Raw genomic sequence first — 14,265 nt, 5'->3', positions numbered from 1 at the left:
ATGGGCGTGTGTCGACGCAGCGTGGATCAGTCTGCGCGGACGAACGGCGATGCACGCACGGTCAAGTCGCGCGGTCCTGACATCCCGACGCTGATGTCAACTCATGCTGAAGCCCAGCTTCGCATGGGGATGGTGGCCAGAAAGCCCGGCGCACCAGGGAGAACGCGAAGCAGCCGCTAAAACCGTCGCGCAGGGAGGGCCGGGTCGTTCCGGCTGAACCTGTGGTACCTGCCGCCTGCATTTTTTCCGCAGGCGGGCCACGGGCCTCGGCCGAGGCCCGGCCTTCCCTGCGCCCTCTGATCGAGAGGGCGGACGAATGGACACAGCTCGGGCGCGAAGGCGTGGCGAGAACGATGATGTTTAGCGTGATCGTGGACTCTCAGCTAACGCGCCCTGCCAAGGGTAAGGCAGCCTGGCTCGACATCAACGGTGTCGTCCCGGCCTCGCGCCGGGACCCAGAACCACAGGGCTGAGTGGTGAGACGAGAACGCCGCTCCAGCCGTCGACAAACTGAATCCTGTGGTTATGGATCCCGGGTCTGCGCGTCCGCCAACGCTACGCGTTGCCGGACGCTTGCCCGGGACGACAGCAGTGGAGTCGTCGGCTGCGTGCGAGCTGAGACGAGCGTGAAACCGGGAACCGTGCAGGGCGTCGGAGGCTGGGTGGGTCGAGCGGGGTCGGGTCTCGACCTAGTTCAACACCCGCTTGCCACCGTCGGGGCTGTCCAGCGAGAACGCGGGCACCGCGATGTCGAAGTGCTCGCCGCCGGCGCTTTCCATCTGATAGGAGCCGGACATGAAGCCAGAGGCGGTGGTGAGCGGCACGCCGGAGGTGTATTCGAAGCGCTCGCCGGGCGCGAGCACCGGCTGCTCGCCGACCACGCCCTCGCCGCGGACCTCCTGCTGCCGGCCGACGCCGTCTGTGATGATCCAGTGCCGGCTGCGCAGCTGCACGGTCTCCTCGCCGGTATTGGTGATCACCACCGTATACGACCAGAACCAACGGCCATCGGCGACCGACGACTTCTCCGGCAGGAAGTTCGGTTCGACGGTCACTTCGATGTGGCGAGTCACGGCGCGGTACATGGATGTATTGTAGCGGAAACTTGTCCCGGAACCAATCGTAACGCCATCGTGCTTTCAACACAGTTCCGGATTATGGCACCAGAATCGCGGACTCTGCCATCCGCTTGCGCGCCCTGGTCGCCGTGTGACGGCTTGCGGTTGCGGCTGGCAGCATCCTCGGCAGCTTTCGATCGGTCATGCGTCACGCGGTCGTTCTTGGCCGTCCGCCAAAGTCGAAAAACTGGGCACGGCCCAGCTGATAAGTCCTTCATCGCTTGCGCAAAAACTGCGCAGCCCTACATTTCTCCTGCCGGGCCTGTCGGGCTGGCAGCCTTGACGTGGTGACTGATGACGTCGATTGCCGATCGCCTTGCCGGACCATCCGTCCCCGCAGCCACAGCCGCGCCAGCGCCGGCTGCGGAGACCGGCGCGACCACGCCTGCGCCGGACGTCGCGGCTGCATCGGCCATCGCCGCGACGCCGGCCGTCACGGCCGCGCCCACCGCGCCTGCTGCATCCGCCACCACGGCCGCGCCTGCGATCACCTTCCCGGCGATCGGCGAGCGCGAGTTGCGGCTCGATCTGTTCCGCGGGCTGGCCCTGTGGCTGATCTTCATCGACCATCTGCCGCCGAACATTCTGACCTGGTTCACGATCCGCAACTACGGCTTCTCCGACGCCACCGAAATCTTCATCTTCATCTCCGGCTACACCGCCGCGTTCGTCTACGGGCGGGCGATGCAGGACGCCGGCTTCGTCGTGGCCACCGCGCGCATCCTGCGCCGGGTCTGGCAGATCTACGTCGCGCACGTCTTCCTGTTCACGATCTTCCTCGCCGAGATCTCCTACGTGGCGACCAGCTTCGAGAACCCGCTCTACACCGAAGAGATGGGGATCATGGATTTCCTGAAGCAGCCGGACGTGACCATCGTCCAGGCGCTGATCCTGCGCTTCCGCCCGGTCAACATGGACGTGCTGCCGCTCTACATCGTGCTGATGCTGTTTCTGCCGTTGATCCTGTGGCTGATGCGCTGGCGTCCCGACCTGACGCTCGCGCTGTCGGTCGTTCTCTACGCGGTCACCTGGGAGTTCGACCTCTATCTGTCGGCCTATCCGAACGGATTCTGGGCCTTCAATCCGTTCGCCTGGCAGCTGCTGTTCGTATTCGGCGCCTGGTGCGCGCTTGGCGGCGCCAGGCGCATGTCGGGCATCCTCAACTCACCGATCACGCTCGGCCTCTGCGTCGCCTATCTGGTCGCGGCGTTCTGCGTCACGCTGACCTGGTACATCCCGCAGCTCGGCCACCTGATGCCGCGCCGAATCGAGCAATGGATGTATCCGATCGACAAGACAGACCTGGACGTGTTGCGTTTCGCTCATTTCCTCGCACTTGCAGCACTCACGGTGCACTATCTGCGCAAGGATTGGCCGCTGCTGAAGTCGCGCTGGCTGCGCCCGCTGATTGTTTGTGGGCAACACTCGCTGGAGATCTTCTGTCTCGGCGTATTTCTCGCCTTTGCAGGCCACTTCGTACTTGCCGAAGTGTCCGGCGGCCCCATGATGCATGCCATGATCAGCCTCTGCGGCATCCTTGCCATGTGGGGAGTTGCAGCGCTGATTTCGTGGTACAAGCGTGAGGCCGACAAGGGTGCCGCGCGAAAGGGTGCGCGCAGCAACGCCGACATGGCGGGAGGGGGCTGATGAAGTCCGTCTCGTGGTTAAGGTTTGGTATCGCAGCGCTGGCGGTTTCGCTGGCGGCGGCGGCGCGCGCCGAAGATGCGCCGCAGACCTGCGAGGTGCCGGCCTACCTGCTGACCACCGAGAGCCCGCTTCCGAAGGTTGCAGAGGCCGTCAAGAACGGCCGTACGCTGAACATTCTGGTGGTCGGAAGCCGCTCGTCGGCGATCCTCAGCGCCTCCGACGCCAATGCCTATCCCGCCCGGCTGCAGGCGTCGCTGAAGGACAAGCTCCCTGCGGTCACCGTCAACCTCGCCGTCGAACTGCAGCCGAAGAAGACCGCCGAAGAAACCGCTGGCAATCTTGTTAAACTGGTGGAAGGAAAAAGGCCTAATTTGGTCGTCTGGCAAACCGGCACGGTCGACGCCATGCGGTCCGTCGATCCTGATGAGTTTCGTCAGGCGGTCAATGACGGTGTCGCGACGCTGCAGAACGCGGGGGCTGATGTCATCTTGATGAACCTGCAATACAGCCCGCGGACGGAGACCCTGATCTCCGTGCCGCCCTATATCGACAACATGCGTGTCGTGGCGCAGCAGCGCGACATTCCGCTGTTCGACCGCTTCGCCATCATGCGGCAATGGAACGAGCAGGGCGATTTCGACCTGTTCAATCCAACGCACGGGATCGAGTTGGCCAAGCAGGTTCACGACTGTCTCGGCCGGGCGCTGTCGAAGTTCATCATCGACGCAGCGCATATCGGGCCGGCGCAGCAGAACTAGGATCCGTCGTGTTCATGACCTACAATTGTCGTCGCCGCGTATCTGGGACATGGAATATGCCGTCCGCCGCTGTTGCGGTGGTGCTTGCCCTCTCGATCGGTCCGCATCTGGCGTACGCACAGAGCGTCGCGTCAGCAGCATCGCCCGAGGCAGAGGCGTCGACCATCAAGGAGCTCCGGCCGACCATCGGCCACATCACGGTCGCCCAGGCGGCCAGCCAGGGGACCGGACAGATCGCCGCCGTGCATCCGTCGACCACGGCCAGTCAGTCCCCGACGGCGATATCACAGGCAGCACCGACCGCGCCGTCAGCGGCAAACGTGCCGGCTCCAACTGCGACGCCTCCAAATGCGACGTTGGGGGCCGTCCAGCCCGTCGCGGCCGCGACACCTCAGTCGCGCAGCATCACCGAGCGGGCGATCGACAAGGTCAAGCAGGTCGCCAAGTCCGCCACCGACATCTTCAACCGCGTGCCGTGCCTGCCGCCGAAAGGCGTCGCGAAGAAGAACTTCATCTCGCTGCCGCATGTCGCCAACAAGCTCGCGTCGGGACTGCCGGTCGTGATCGTCGCGTTCGGCTCGTCGTCGACCCAGGGCTATGGCTCGAGCGCGCCCGAATACAATTATCCCAACCGGCTCGCCGCACAGCTGCGCCGGCAATATCCGATGGCCGACATCAGCGTCATCAATGCCGGCGTCGGCGGCGAGGATGCGCCGGAAATGATGAAGCGGCTGGAGACGTCGGTGATTGACCGTCATCCGGATCTCGTGATCTGGCAGGTCGGGACCAACGCCGTGCTGCGCGACCTCGATCCGACCGAGACCGCCAGGCTGGTCGAGGACGGTGTCGCCAAGATCCAGGCGGCGGCGTCCGACGTCGTGCTGGTCGATCTGCAATATTCGCCCAGGGTCAACGAGCGTTCGGAGAATGCCAGCCGCATGAACAAGCTGCTCGGCCGCATCGCCGAGCTGCATCACGCCGGCATCTTCCCGCGCTTCGAGGTGATGCGCGACTGGCACGAGCGGCAGGCGATCCCGATCAACGAGTTCGTGATCTCGGACGGCCTGCACATGAGCGACTGGGGCTATGCCTGCTTCGCCCAGCTGCTCGGCGATGACATCATCCGCTCCGTCGGCCAGGTGAAGCTCGGCATCAACGCCCCGGCGGAAGTGCTGACCTATCGGCCGATGTGACGCGGGCGAGTAGGGAATAGCGAGTAGCGAATAGGGGGATCAGATCGATCAACGCGCCCGATCCCTATTCGCCACTCCCCATTCGCTATTCGCTATGCCGCCCGAAGGGCGGCATCCAGATCCTCGATCAGATCATCCGCATGCTCGAGCCCAGCCGAAAAGCGGATGAAGCCCTCGCTGATCCCGAGCTCGGCGCGCGCCTCCGGCGTCAGCCGTTGATGCGTGGTCGTCGCGGGATGGGTGACCAGCGTCTTGGAGTCGCCGAGATTGTTGGAGATCCGTGCGAGCTTGAGCGCATTGAGCGTGCGGAATGCCGCGGGCTTGCCGCCCTTGACCTCGAAGCCGACCAGCGTCGATCCGGCGCGCATCTGCTTGCGCACGGTCGCTGCCTGCGGATGGTCTTCGCGGCCCGGATAGATCAGCCGCGAAATCTTCGGATGCGCGGCGAGGAAGTCAGCGACCTTCCCCGCCGTCTCGGTCTGCGCGCGCACGCGCACCGCCAGGGTCTCCAGGCCCTTGAGCAGGACCCAGGCATTGAACGGCGAGATCGACGGGCCGGTCTGGCGCATGAAATTGTGGATGTGCTCGGCGATGAACGCCTCCGACGACAGGATCACGCCGCCGAGGCAGCGGCCCTGGCCGTCGATATGCTTAGTCGCGGAGTAGACGACGACATCGGCGCCCAGCGCCAGCGGGCTCTGCCAGATCGGCGTCGCGAACACGTTGTCGACGATCAGCCGCGCGCCATGCGCATGCGCGATCTCGGCGATCGCCGGGATGTCCATCACGTCGAGCGTCGGATTGGTCGGGCTCTCCAGGAAGAACGACTTGGTGTTCGGCCTGACCGCCTTCTGCCACTGGTCGAGATCGAGCCCGTCGACGAGGGTGGACTCGATGCCGTAGCGCGGCAGCAGGTCCTCGACGACGTAGCGACAGGAGCCGAACAGCGCCTTGGCCGCGACGACGTGGTCGCCGGCCCGCAAGGGCGCGAGGATCGCGGTGGTCACGGCGGCCATGCCGGTCGCGGCCGAGCGGCAGGCTTCGGCGCCTTCGAGCTCGATCATGCGGCGCTCGAACATCGCCGTGGTCGGGTTGGAGAAGCGCGAATAGATGAAACCGGGGTCCTCGCCCTTGAAGCGCGCCTCGCACTCCTCGGCAGTGGCGTAGACGAAACCTTGGGTGAGGTAGAGCGCCTCGGCGGTCTCGCCGAATTCGGAACGCAGGCCGCCGGAATGCACCAGCCGGGTTTCGGGACGATACTGAGCGAACGACGCCGGGGCCTTCGCGGGGGACTTCGACGCAGGAGAATTGGACATGTGACCTCCATCGTGACCACCGCTGTCGGCGATGGGCACAAAAAAACCGGCCTGGGAAAACTCCTCACGGCCGGGATCACAATCGTCCCCGGCCTGTTTAGCGACTTATTTAACGTGGCTGCAAGCCGGCCGGCTCAAATCACCACGGGATAAGTCGTGCTCTTAGTCCCACCCGGCCTTTCCGTCAAGCCAGCCATCGGATAACCGGTCAAAAGACCCTATATAGGCTCGCATAGCCGCCGTTCCGGCGCCTGCAAAGGATCAGGTCTTGCCGTTCTCGCTTCCCGCCGACGTCCATGGCATCCTGCCCGACCGCATGATCGTGGCGATGGCGGAGGCCGGCCTGATCATTCCCGAATACGACTTCGTCGAGAGTCAGATCCAGCCGGCGAGCCTCGACCTCCGCCTCGGCGACGTTGCCTACCGCGTGCGCGCGAGCTTTCTGCCCGGCCCCGGCTCGACCGTCGCCGAACGCATCGACGAGCTGAAGCTCCACGAGTTCGCGCTCGCCGACGGCGCAGTGCTGGAGACCAACTGCGTCTACATCGTGCCGCTGCTGGAGAGCCTGGCGCTGCCGAAGGACATCGTCGCCGCCGCCAATCCCAAGAGCTCCACCGGCCGGCTCGACGTGTTCACGCGCGTGATCGCCGACGGCACCCGCCGCTTCGACATGATCGGCGCCGGCTATCATGGCCCGCTCTATGCCGAGATCAGCCCGAAGACCTTTCCCGTCTTGTTGCGCGAAGGCTCCCGCCTGTCGCAAGTCCGCTTCCGCTACCGCGATGCGGTTTTGTCCGAGGATGAGCTGATCGCGCTGCACGAAGCCGAGCGGCTGGTCGATCGCGACGATGCGGATCTCGCCGGCGGCGTGGCGCTGTCCGTCGATCTCTCCGGGGCGAACGCCAACGGCTATGTCGGCTATCGCGCCAAGCGCCACACGGGCGTGGTCGATGTCGACCGCCGGGCCGGCTATCCGGTCGAGGAGTTCTGGGAGCCGATCAAGGCGCGTCCCGACGGCAGCCTCATCCTCGATCCCGGCGAGTTCTACATCCTGGCCTCCAAGGAAGCCGTGCAGGTGCCGCCCGACTACGCCGCCGAGATGGTGCCGTTCGATCCGCTGGTCGGCGAATTCCGCGTCCACTATGCCGGTTTCTTCGATCCGGGCTTCGGCTATGCCGGCGCCGGCGGGCAGGGCTCGCGCGCCGTGCTCGAGGTGCGCTCGCGCGAGGTGCCGTTCATCCTCGAGCACGGCCAGATCGTCGGCCGTCTCGTCTATGAGAAGATGCTGGCCCGGCCGAACGCGATGTATGGCAGCCGCATCGGCTCCAACTACCAGGCCCAGGGCCTCAAGCTGTCCAAGCATTTCCGGCTCTAGCCGGCTGCGTCTGCCGCGCACCCCCAATGCGCCCGCCGCACAGGGCGTACCCCGGCAGTGTGCTAGGAAGGCTTCAACGAAAGCCAATGGGGCTGCGACGCGCGCGGCCGAGCGGGGAGCTGAAATGTCCGAGATCGGCTTGGCCGACAGTCCGGTCGACGAAGGGCGTTCCTTGCCGATCGCCGTGAAGCCGATGCGGAATGCGCTGGTCGACGGCCCCATCCTGCGCACCTTGCTGTCGCTGGCATGGCCCAACATCATCGCGAATACGGCGGGCACCTGCGTCGTCATCGCCGAGACGTCCTATATCGGCCGGCTCGGCATCGAGGCGCTCGCGGCCATGGCGCTGGTGTTTCCGCTGGTAATCCTCACCATGACGATGTCCGGTGGCGCCATGGGCGGCGGCGTGGCCTCCGCGATCGCGCGAGCACTCGGCGCCGGCGATACTGAGCGCGCTTCGACGCTGGCCTCGCATGCGCTGCTGATCGCCCTGCTTTTCGGCGCAGCCTTCATGATCGGCATGCTGGTGTTCGGTCCCGCTCTGCTGGAGCTGCTCGGCGGCCGCGGCGCGGTGCTGAGCCACGCCGTCGCATACCTGCAGATATTTTTCGGCGGCGCCGTGCTGCCATGGCTGATGAACTCCATGGCCGGCATCCTGCGCGGCACCGGCAACATGAAGCTGCCGTCGTTCATGATCCTCAGCTCGGCGCTGTTGCAGATCGTTCTGGGTGGCACGCTGAGCCTGGGTCTTGGCCTCGGCATGCGCGGCGTCGCGGCGGGCGCGCTGCTCGCCTTCAGCGTCAGCATCTCGGTCATGAGCTGGTATCTGTTCTCGGGGCGAGCTCGCGTCAGGCCGAAGCTCCGTGGTCTCAAGATCAGCCGTGCGATGTTCGCCGACATTCTCAAGGTCGGTGCGATCGCCTGCTTCTCGCCGCTGCAGTCGGTGCTGTCGATCGCGATCTTCACCCATATGCTCGCGGGCTTCGGCACGGCCGTGCTCGCCGGCTACGGAATCGGCGCTCGCCTCGAATTCATGATGACGACCGTCGGGTTCTCGATCGGCATGGCCTCGGTGCCGATGGTGGGCATGGCAATCGGTGCTGAGCAGATCGCGCGCGCCCGCCGCGTTGCCTGGACCGCGGGTCTCGTCTCCTTCACCACCATGGGTGTGTTGTCGACCGGCATCGCGATCTTCCCGCAGGTTTGGGTCGACATCTTCACTCAGGATGAGAGCGCGCGCAGCGCCGGCCGGCATTATCTTCAGATCGCGGCGCCGATGTATGCCTTCATCGGCTTGGCGATCTCGATGTATTTCTCCTCGCAAGGCGCGGCGCGCGTGATCGGGCCGGTGCTGGCGCAGACGGCGCGGCTCGTCTTCATCGCCGCCGGCGGCAGCTATCTGCTGCAGCATGCCGCCACCGAGGGCGAGTTTTTCCTGCTGGCAGCGGCATCCATGGTCCTCCTCGGCGGCCTGACTCTCGCCAGCGTGATGCTCACCCGCTGGGGTTCGAAGCCTGCCACGATCGAGCTGCGCCCGGCCGCGTTGGCGCCCGTCCGCAACTCTGGCTCTCAGCCGCCGCCGCGCCTCGGCTGAGCTGCTACACGCGCTGCCTGCCCAAGGTGTCCTGCATCGCACGCGCGCCGAGCTCCATTTGCTGCTCGATATAGGGCGCGATCTCGTGCGGCAGCACGTCCGTCGTCCAGATCATTCGGCAGCGTTCCTCGCCTTCCGGGAAGATCTGAAACGACGCGCTGTGCTGGGTGATGCGCTGATTCTTGATGGCATAGACCAGGCGCCGGCGCTCATCGTTGCAGTCGACCAATTGCTCGCGCACCACGCTCCCATTGGCGAAGCTGACGATGCGGACGTCGCCGTCGAGTCGGGTATCGGTCACGAAACCGGGTGCCAGCCGGATATGAACGGCGCCGAAATCGCGCACGGCGTCCCACACGGCAGCCGCCGGGGCTGCGATCGGGATCTCCTTCTGAATCGATGCCATGACGATCACCTCAAGGGCACACGGCTTCGATGTTGTTGCCGTCGGGATCGATCAGGAATGCGGCGTAGTAGGTCGGACTATAGTCCGTGCGCGGCCCGGCACCGCCGTTGTCGCGGCCGCCGGCTTTCAGTCCCTCGCTGTGGAATCTGGCAACGGCAGCGTGATCGGAAGCGCGGAACGCGACATGTACTGCAGCGTTGGCCGCGGCCTTGTCGAGATAGAGCCAGAGCATCGGCTCGCCCTTGGGGCCGATCCCTGCGGAGACTTCGTCCTTCGAACAGAGGATGTGTCCGAGCGGCGCCAGTGCGGCAGTATAGAAGCGGATGCTGGCGTCGAGATTGCCAACCTTGAGGCCGATATGATCGTACATCGATGATCTCCATGCTGGGCATGCAGCTGTTGCACGCGCTGAGATCATCTCATCAGTGGCGGCCGATCCGCTCTTGGAGAATCTTGCGCTCGCCGCGCGAAGCCTTGCGGAATTTCGATGGCGACACGCCGGCGGCGCGCGTGAAGGTGCGGGTGAAGTTCGACAGGTCGGCGAAGCCCGTATCGTAGGCAATGTCGGTGACCGGCGTGTCCTCCTCGCTGAGACGCCGGGCTGCGCGCCGCAAACGCGACCTGATCAGGTATTGATGCGGTGTCACGCCGATCGTCGCCGCAAACAGTCGCAAGAAGTGGAACGGGCTGACACCGGCCTCGCGGGCCGTATCCGCCAGGTCGATGTCGCGGTCCGAATTCTCGTCGATCCACAACGCGCTCTCGACCGCGCGCCGGCGATCCCGCAGGCTCGGTTGTGGCGGCCGCTCCTCTCGTCCGGTGACGGTGGCTACGAAGCGGCCGGCGATGAGATGACCGATCTCGTCAAGTCCATGCGTGCGCTCGCGGTCGGCCCCAGCCAAGGCGAGCTCGCCGAGCACCATCATCTCCGGGAGCGGCGGCGTGGCGCCGGTCTGCCAGGTCCGCTTGTCGCCGCCGATCTCGTCAATGATGGCTTCATCGAAAAAGAACGACAGGCACTCGTCGCCGCAGACGTGGTCATGCGTGCACATGTACTCGTCGCCGGGATGTCCGACCAGCAATGAGCCGGTGACCAGCTCGAAGAAGCGGCCGCGGTGATGGCAGCCGAAGCTGCCCTTGCGCACGTAGGACAGCGAGTAGCCGGCATATTGCTCGGCGTAGGGACGCTCACCCGGAGCCGCCGCACAGCGGAATTCAGATACGGTGACGTCTCGACTTTCGAACAGGATGGTCGCGGTCATCCTGGCAATCTAGGGCATCGCGCGTGAAAGACGAGGGTTGGGTGTGAGAAATTTCGAGGACTTGACGCTCATGAGGCGCGGGCCCGGTCGACGGTGAGCAGAGCGTCGAACAAGGTCAGGCCCGCAAGCGGCCGTGCGCCTTCGAGCGACAGCAGCCGCCGCTTGGAGATGACCCCGCTGTTGGGTGACGGCTTGTCGTGGCTGCTGCCGAGGTCGCGCACGCGGTGGCACGGCACGATCAGGACGAACGTATTCTTCGTCAGGGCCTGCGCAATCGAGTTCAGCGCTCCGGCGACGTGAAGCTCGATTGCGAGCTCGTCAGCGCTGCGCGTCTCGCCGCGCGGAATGGCGCGGATGCGTTCGTAGACGCGCTGGTTGAACGGCAGTACGCCGCTGAGATCGAGCGCTACGTCCGAGAAGTCGACATCCCGGCCGCGCAGCATGGCGGAAATGCCTTCAATGGCGAGTTCAGTGTTCGAACACGGGCGCTGCTCCCGTGCTTCCGGAAATTGGCGGAACAACCGCCGCCGGGTTTCGATTTCCCGTGCTTCCGGCAGCTGCACGCCGGTGATCCCGGCATCGCTCCACGTGATGCCGCAACGGCCGAGGGCCGTATCAAAGATCGTATACCCACGCCCCATGACGCCACCCCAACCCCACACCACAACCATAGCACTGCCGCGGTCGACCGCATCAATTTTGTTAACAGTTTGTTAACAGCGCGGCACGACCGGGGCGGGGTTTGCCCTGATTTGGGTCATGGTTGTCAAGCGCCGTCTCGCGATCTGCGCGGCGCCATGCGGTGCAGCACGCGAGACGGGTCCGACGGCAGGCTCCGCGACGATCCGCAGAGTGACAAGCCGCTTGGCGAAACGCTGCGGCTCGGTTAAGCATTGAGCCATGCGGGCGTAGTTCAATGGTAGAACGGCAGCTTCCCAAGCTGCATACGAGGGTTCGATTCCCTTCGCCCGCTCCAGCCCCGTAACGATCCCCCCATAACGATCACCACAGATCGCCATCTCGAGGAGATGGATGCGTGCGCTTGCGAGCAACGCGACGACCCTCGTCGCGTTGCGGATGAAGCCAAAGCCGTGGCGTTGACAGGATTTGTTATCGATAACATAGTCTTGCCCGGCGGGTTCAACGTAGCAGGCGGAGAAAGCGGAGTGGCGGTCGACTTGTTCGATCTGGCGGGGCGTCGCGCTCTGGTGACCGGATCTTCGCAAGGCATTGGTCTTGCGCTCGCGCGCGGTCTTGCTCAAGCCGGCGCCGAAATCGTGCTCAATGGCCGCGACGAAGCCAAGCTCGCCGCAGCTGCTCGCGACATTCCAAGCGCACGCATCCTCGCTTTCGACGTGACCGATCACGCCGCCGTGCGGGCGGCGGTCGATCGCTTCGAAGCCGAGGTCGGCCCGATCGACATTCTCGTCAACAATGCCGGCATGCAGCATCGGGCGCCGCTGGAGGATTTCCCCGAGGAGGCGTTCCAGCGCCTGCTGCAGACCAACATCGCCTCGGTGTTCAACGTCGGCCAAGCCTGTGCGCGCCACATGATCGGACGGCACGGCGGCAAAATCATCAACATCGCCTCGGTGCAGACGTCGCTCGCGCGTCCGTCGATCGCACCGTACACGGCGACCAAGGGCGCGGTCGGAAACCTCACGAAGGGAATGGCGACGGACTGGGCCAAGCACGGCCTGCAGGTCAACGCCATCGCGCCCGGCTATTTCGATACGCCGCTCAACGCTGCACTGGTTGCTGATCCGGCCTTCTCGGCCTGGCTCGAGAAGCGCACCCCGGCGGGGCGCTGGGGCAAGGTCGAAGAACTCGTCGGCGCCTGCATCTTCCTGGCCTCGCCGGCATCGTCCTTCGTCAATGGCCACGTGCTCTATGTCGATGGCGGCATCACCGCCTCGCTCTGAGGCCGGCCGTCGCGCCATCCAGCGCAGCGCTTGCCGCGTGTCGACGCGAGTCGTGTCGTCGCGTCGATTGGCACTGACGCGATGGCCGGCGCGATTGGTGCCCGGACCGCTCGGACCGCAACCCGCCTCGTCGCGTTCGATCTCGATGCGGCCAAGGTCGCGTCGCTCGTTGCGCTCGGCGCGACGTCGGCGGCAGGTGCTGCCGCCGCTGCCGTGCTGGGCTCGGTTGATCGTCCGCTTTCGGTCGGCACGCCTAAGGCTGCGACCGGTCAGTTGACGTGCATGGTCGGCGCGCCGGAGCGGTCGTGTGGTCTCAGTTGATCCCATGGGCGTTGACGAAGATCGCGTAGAGTGAGGTTTGCGCGGTGATGTAGAGCCGGTTGCGCTTCGGCCCGCCGAAGGTGACGTTGGAGGCGATCTCGGGCACCGGGATGCGCCCGATCAAGGTGCCATCGGGTGCGTAGATGGCAATGGCATCGCCGGTCGAGGTCCAGATGTTTCCGCTGCGGTCGATGCGGAAGCCGTCAAACAAGCCGGCGGGCGAGGTGGCGAACACACGGCCGTCGCCGACGGTCCTTCCGCTCGCGGCGACCGCGTAGACGCGGATGACCGCGGGCCAATCCGGCACGTGGGTCGCGCCGGTGTCGGCGACGTAGAGCAGGCGCTCGTCGGCAGAGAACGCAAGGCCGTTCGGCTTCACCATGTCGGTGACGACCGCTGCGGCTGCGCCGGTGGCCGGATCGAAGCGATAGACGTGGCTCGCGCCGATCTCGCTCGGCGCCGCGTGGCCCTCATAGGCGCTGTCGATGCCGTAGGTCGGGTCGGAGAACCAGATCGTGCCGTCCGACTTCACCACGGCGTCGTTCGGCGAGTTGAAGCGCTTGCCCTCGAAACGATCGACCAAGCCGACCCATGTGCCGTCGTGCTCCAGTCGCGAAATGCGTCGACCGCCATGCTCGCAGGCGATGACGCGGCCGAGCGCGTCGCGCGTATGGCCATTGTGATAGCCGCAAGGCGTCTCGAATACCGAGACCGAGCCGTCGGTCTCGTCGAATCGCATCAGGCGGTCGTTGGGGATGTCAGACCACAGCAGCGATTTCGCCGCGGGAACATAGACCGGGCCCTCGGCCCAGCGGCAGCCGGTCCACAGCTTCTCCAGCTTGGCGTGGCCGATGATCAGGGCGCTGAAGCGCGGGTCGCGAATGTCGTAGGTGGTCATGGCGCAAGGTCTCCGGCGGCGAGGATGCGGTCAGTCGGTCGGCAGGGGAAAATCGTCGGCCCTGAAGACGGTGTGGAAGATCGAGCCCTCGAACATCTCCATCAGCCCTCCCGTCACCTCGCGGCTCTCCGCGCGCACCGGCGACGCCAGCGCCTGCTCGATCGCCGCGTGCGAAGGATAGCGGATCGCCAGCACCATCTCATAGCGCTGGGCATCGCTATCGCTTTCCTCCTGGCGCAGCACGCGGACCTCCTGGGCGCCGGGAAAGCGCGTCCATAGCGGCACCAGCTTCTCGCGGACATAGGCAGTGAACTCGGCTTCGCGTCCGGGCTTCACGCGGCCATTGAAGAAAGCGCAACGGATGTACATCGGCATTCGCTCCTCAGTGTCAGAAAGGGCTCGGTGGCCGGCCGTTCGCGGGCCGGCGAGGGAGTGAGAGCACGGCGATCACTTTC

Annotated in this window: 15 protein-coding genes, 1 tRNA gene and 1 riboswitch; of the genes, 8 read left to right on the top strand and 8 right to left on the bottom strand. The window is 65.3% G+C overall.

The features are described from left to right. Window positions 1-689: 689 nt before the first annotated feature. Window positions 690-1,085: a Co2+/Mg2+ efflux protein ApaG gene (gene apaG, locus QXZ94_RS23985; RefSeq protein WP_172110299.1), complete on the bottom strand. Its 396-nt coding sequence runs from the start codon at window positions 1,083-1,085 to the stop codon at window positions 690-692. A gap of 327 nt (window positions 1,086-1,412) precedes the next feature. On the opposite strand from apaG, the gene QXZ94_RS23980 reads away from it, so the two are divergent. From QXZ94_RS23980 to QXZ94_RS23970, 3 genes are read left to right on the top strand one after another with little or no spacing between them, the layout of a single operon-like run. Then, window positions 1,413-2,765, top strand: coding sequence for an OpgC domain-containing protein (locus tag QXZ94_RS23980; protein WP_315722482.1), 1,353 nt, complete (start codon window positions 1,413-1,415; stop codon window positions 2,763-2,765). Next, entirely contained in the window at window positions 2,765-3,523 is a 759-nt protein-coding gene (locus tag QXZ94_RS23975; RefSeq protein WP_315722480.1) for an SGNH/GDSL hydrolase family protein, read from the top strand. Before QXZ94_RS23980 ends, QXZ94_RS23975 begins: the two co-directional genes overlap by 1 nt. A gap of 14 nt (window positions 3,524-3,537) precedes the next feature. Beyond that, complete coding sequence (locus QXZ94_RS23970; RefSeq protein WP_315722478.1) at window positions 3,538-4,716, top strand: GDSL-type esterase/lipase family protein; 1,179 nt, start codon at window positions 3,538-3,540, stop codon at window positions 4,714-4,716. 92 nt (window positions 4,717-4,808) lie between these two features. On the opposite strand, the gene QXZ94_RS23965 is transcribed toward QXZ94_RS23970, so the two are convergent. Continuing rightward, window positions 4,809-6,032: an O-succinylhomoserine sulfhydrylase gene (locus QXZ94_RS23965; RefSeq protein ID WP_315722476.1), complete on the bottom strand. Its 1,224-nt coding sequence runs from the start codon at window positions 6,030-6,032 to the stop codon at window positions 4,809-4,811. Between the two features lie 76 nt (window positions 6,033-6,108). Beyond that, window positions 6,109-6,188: riboswitch (SAM riboswitch) on the bottom strand. Between the two features lie 112 nt (window positions 6,189-6,300). Between QXZ94_RS23965 and QXZ94_RS23960 the strand changes: the two genes are divergently transcribed. Together QXZ94_RS23960 and QXZ94_RS23955 are read left to right on the top strand one after the other, a co-directional pair. After that, window positions 6,301-7,407: a 2'-deoxycytidine 5'-triphosphate deaminase gene (locus QXZ94_RS23960; RefSeq protein ID WP_315722474.1), complete on the top strand. Its 1,107-nt coding sequence runs from the start codon at window positions 6,301-6,303 to the stop codon at window positions 7,405-7,407. 124 nt (window positions 7,408-7,531) lie between these two features. After that, a complete protein-coding gene (locus QXZ94_RS23955) occupies window positions 7,532-9,001 on the top strand; it encodes an MATE family efflux transporter (protein ID WP_315722472.1) in 1,470 nt (489 codons plus the stop codon). Between the two features lie 4 nt (window positions 9,002-9,005). Here QXZ94_RS23955 and QXZ94_RS23950 read toward each other — a convergent pair whose 3' ends face one another. The 4 genes from QXZ94_RS23950 to QXZ94_RS23935 form a co-directional block, all read right to left on the bottom strand. Next, the gene (locus tag QXZ94_RS23950; protein ID WP_315722470.1) at window positions 9,006-9,407 is read right to left on the bottom strand and encodes an SRPBCC family protein; all 402 of its coding nucleotides are present in this window, start codon (window positions 9,405-9,407) and stop codon (window positions 9,006-9,008) included. 10 nt (window positions 9,408-9,417) lie between these two features. After that, window positions 9,418-9,777, bottom strand: a complete 360-nt coding sequence (locus QXZ94_RS23945; protein WP_315722468.1) for a VOC family protein — start codon at window positions 9,775-9,777, stop codon at window positions 9,418-9,420. A 52-nt stretch (window positions 9,778-9,829) separates the two neighbouring features. Further along, window positions 9,830-10,669 carry an AraC family transcriptional regulator gene (locus QXZ94_RS23940; RefSeq protein WP_315722466.1) on the bottom strand — a complete coding sequence of 280 codons (840 nt, stop codon included), beginning with the start codon at window positions 10,667-10,669 and terminating at the stop codon, window positions 9,830-9,832. A 68-nt stretch (window positions 10,670-10,737) separates the two neighbouring features. Next, window positions 10,738-11,310: a methylated-DNA--[protein]-cysteine S-methyltransferase gene (locus QXZ94_RS23935; protein WP_315726491.1), complete on the bottom strand. Its 573-nt coding sequence runs from the start codon at window positions 11,308-11,310 to the stop codon at window positions 10,738-10,740. Window positions 11,311-11,571: 261 nt separating this feature from the next. On the opposite strand from QXZ94_RS23935, the gene QXZ94_RS23930 reads away from it, so the two are divergent. From QXZ94_RS23930 to QXZ94_RS23920, 3 genes are all read left to right on the top strand, one after another. Beyond that, a tRNA-Gly gene (locus QXZ94_RS23930) sits at window positions 11,572-11,645 on the top strand. Between the two features lie 190 nt (window positions 11,646-11,835). Further along, window positions 11,836-12,591, top strand: a complete 756-nt coding sequence (locus tag QXZ94_RS23925) for an SDR family oxidoreductase (protein ID WP_315722464.1) — start codon at window positions 11,836-11,838, stop codon at window positions 12,589-12,591. 30 nt (window positions 12,592-12,621) lie between these two features. Beyond that, window positions 12,622-12,912, top strand: coding sequence for a hypothetical protein (locus QXZ94_RS23920; RefSeq protein ID WP_315722463.1), 291 nt, complete (start codon window positions 12,622-12,624; stop codon window positions 12,910-12,912). Here QXZ94_RS23920 and QXZ94_RS23915 read toward each other — a convergent pair. Then, the gene (locus tag QXZ94_RS23915) at window positions 12,905-13,810 is read right to left on the bottom strand and encodes an SMP-30/gluconolactonase/LRE family protein (protein ID WP_315722462.1); all 906 of its coding nucleotides are present in this window, start codon (window positions 13,808-13,810) and stop codon (window positions 12,905-12,907) included. The two genes, QXZ94_RS23920 and QXZ94_RS23915, sit on opposite strands and share 8 nt — an antisense overlap. A gap of 30 nt (window positions 13,811-13,840) precedes the next feature. Further along, on the bottom strand, window positions 13,841-14,179 hold the full coding sequence (locus tag QXZ94_RS23910; protein WP_315722461.1) for a hypothetical protein: 339 nt from the start codon (window positions 14,177-14,179) through the stop codon (window positions 13,841-13,843). Between the last annotated feature and the right edge of the window lie 86 nt (window positions 14,180-14,265).

Source organism: Bradyrhizobium sp. SZCCHNS2022, assembly GCF_032377575.1.
In the GTDB taxonomy this organism is placed as follows: Bacteria; Pseudomonadota; Alphaproteobacteria; order Rhizobiales; family Xanthobacteraceae; genus Bradyrhizobium; species Bradyrhizobium aeschynomenes.
This window is presented reverse-complemented; position numbering and strand designations above follow the sequence as displayed.

Excerpts from the sequence above, each read along its gene's own strand:
- QXZ94_RS23945 (WP_315722468.1), bottom strand. The coding sequence starts at position 9,777 with ATGTACGATCATATCGGCCTCAAGGTTGGCAATCTCGACGCCAGCATC.
- QXZ94_RS23970 (WP_315722478.1), top strand. The coding sequence starts at position 3,538 with ATGACCTACAATTGTCGTCGCCGCGTATCTGGGACATGGAATATGCCG.
- QXZ94_RS23975 (WP_315722480.1), top strand. The coding sequence starts at position 2,765 with ATGAAGTCCGTCTCGTGGTTAAGGTTTGGTATCGCAGCGCTGGCGGTT.
- QXZ94_RS23965 (WP_315722476.1), bottom strand. The coding sequence starts at position 6,032 with ATGTCCAATTCTCCTGCGTCGAAGTCCCCCGCGAAGGCCCCGGCGTCG.
- apaG (WP_172110299.1), bottom strand. The coding sequence starts at position 1,085 with ATGTACCGCGCCGTGACTCGCCACATCGAAGTGACCGTCGAACCGAAC.
- QXZ94_RS23955 (WP_315722472.1), top strand. The coding sequence starts at position 7,532 with ATGTCCGAGATCGGCTTGGCCGACAGTCCGGTCGACGAAGGGCGTTCC.
- QXZ94_RS23915 (WP_315722462.1), bottom strand. The coding sequence starts at position 13,810 with ATGACCACCTACGACATTCGCGACCCGCGCTTCAGCGCCCTGATCATC.
- QXZ94_RS23935 (WP_315726491.1), bottom strand. The coding sequence starts at position 11,310 with ATGGGGCGTGGGTATACGATCTTTGATACGGCCCTCGGCCGTTGCGGC.
- QXZ94_RS23950 (WP_315722470.1), bottom strand. The coding sequence starts at position 9,407 with ATGGCATCGATTCAGAAGGAGATCCCGATCGCAGCCCCGGCGGCTGCC.
- QXZ94_RS23910 (WP_315722461.1), bottom strand. The coding sequence starts at position 14,179 with ATGTACATCCGTTGCGCTTTCTTCAATGGCCGCGTGAAGCCCGGACGC.
- QXZ94_RS23940 (WP_315722466.1), bottom strand. The coding sequence starts at position 10,669 with ATGACCGCGACCATCCTGTTCGAAAGTCGAGACGTCACCGTATCTGAA.
- QXZ94_RS23980 (WP_315722482.1), top strand. The coding sequence starts at position 1,413 with ATGACGTCGATTGCCGATCGCCTTGCCGGACCATCCGTCCCCGCAGCC.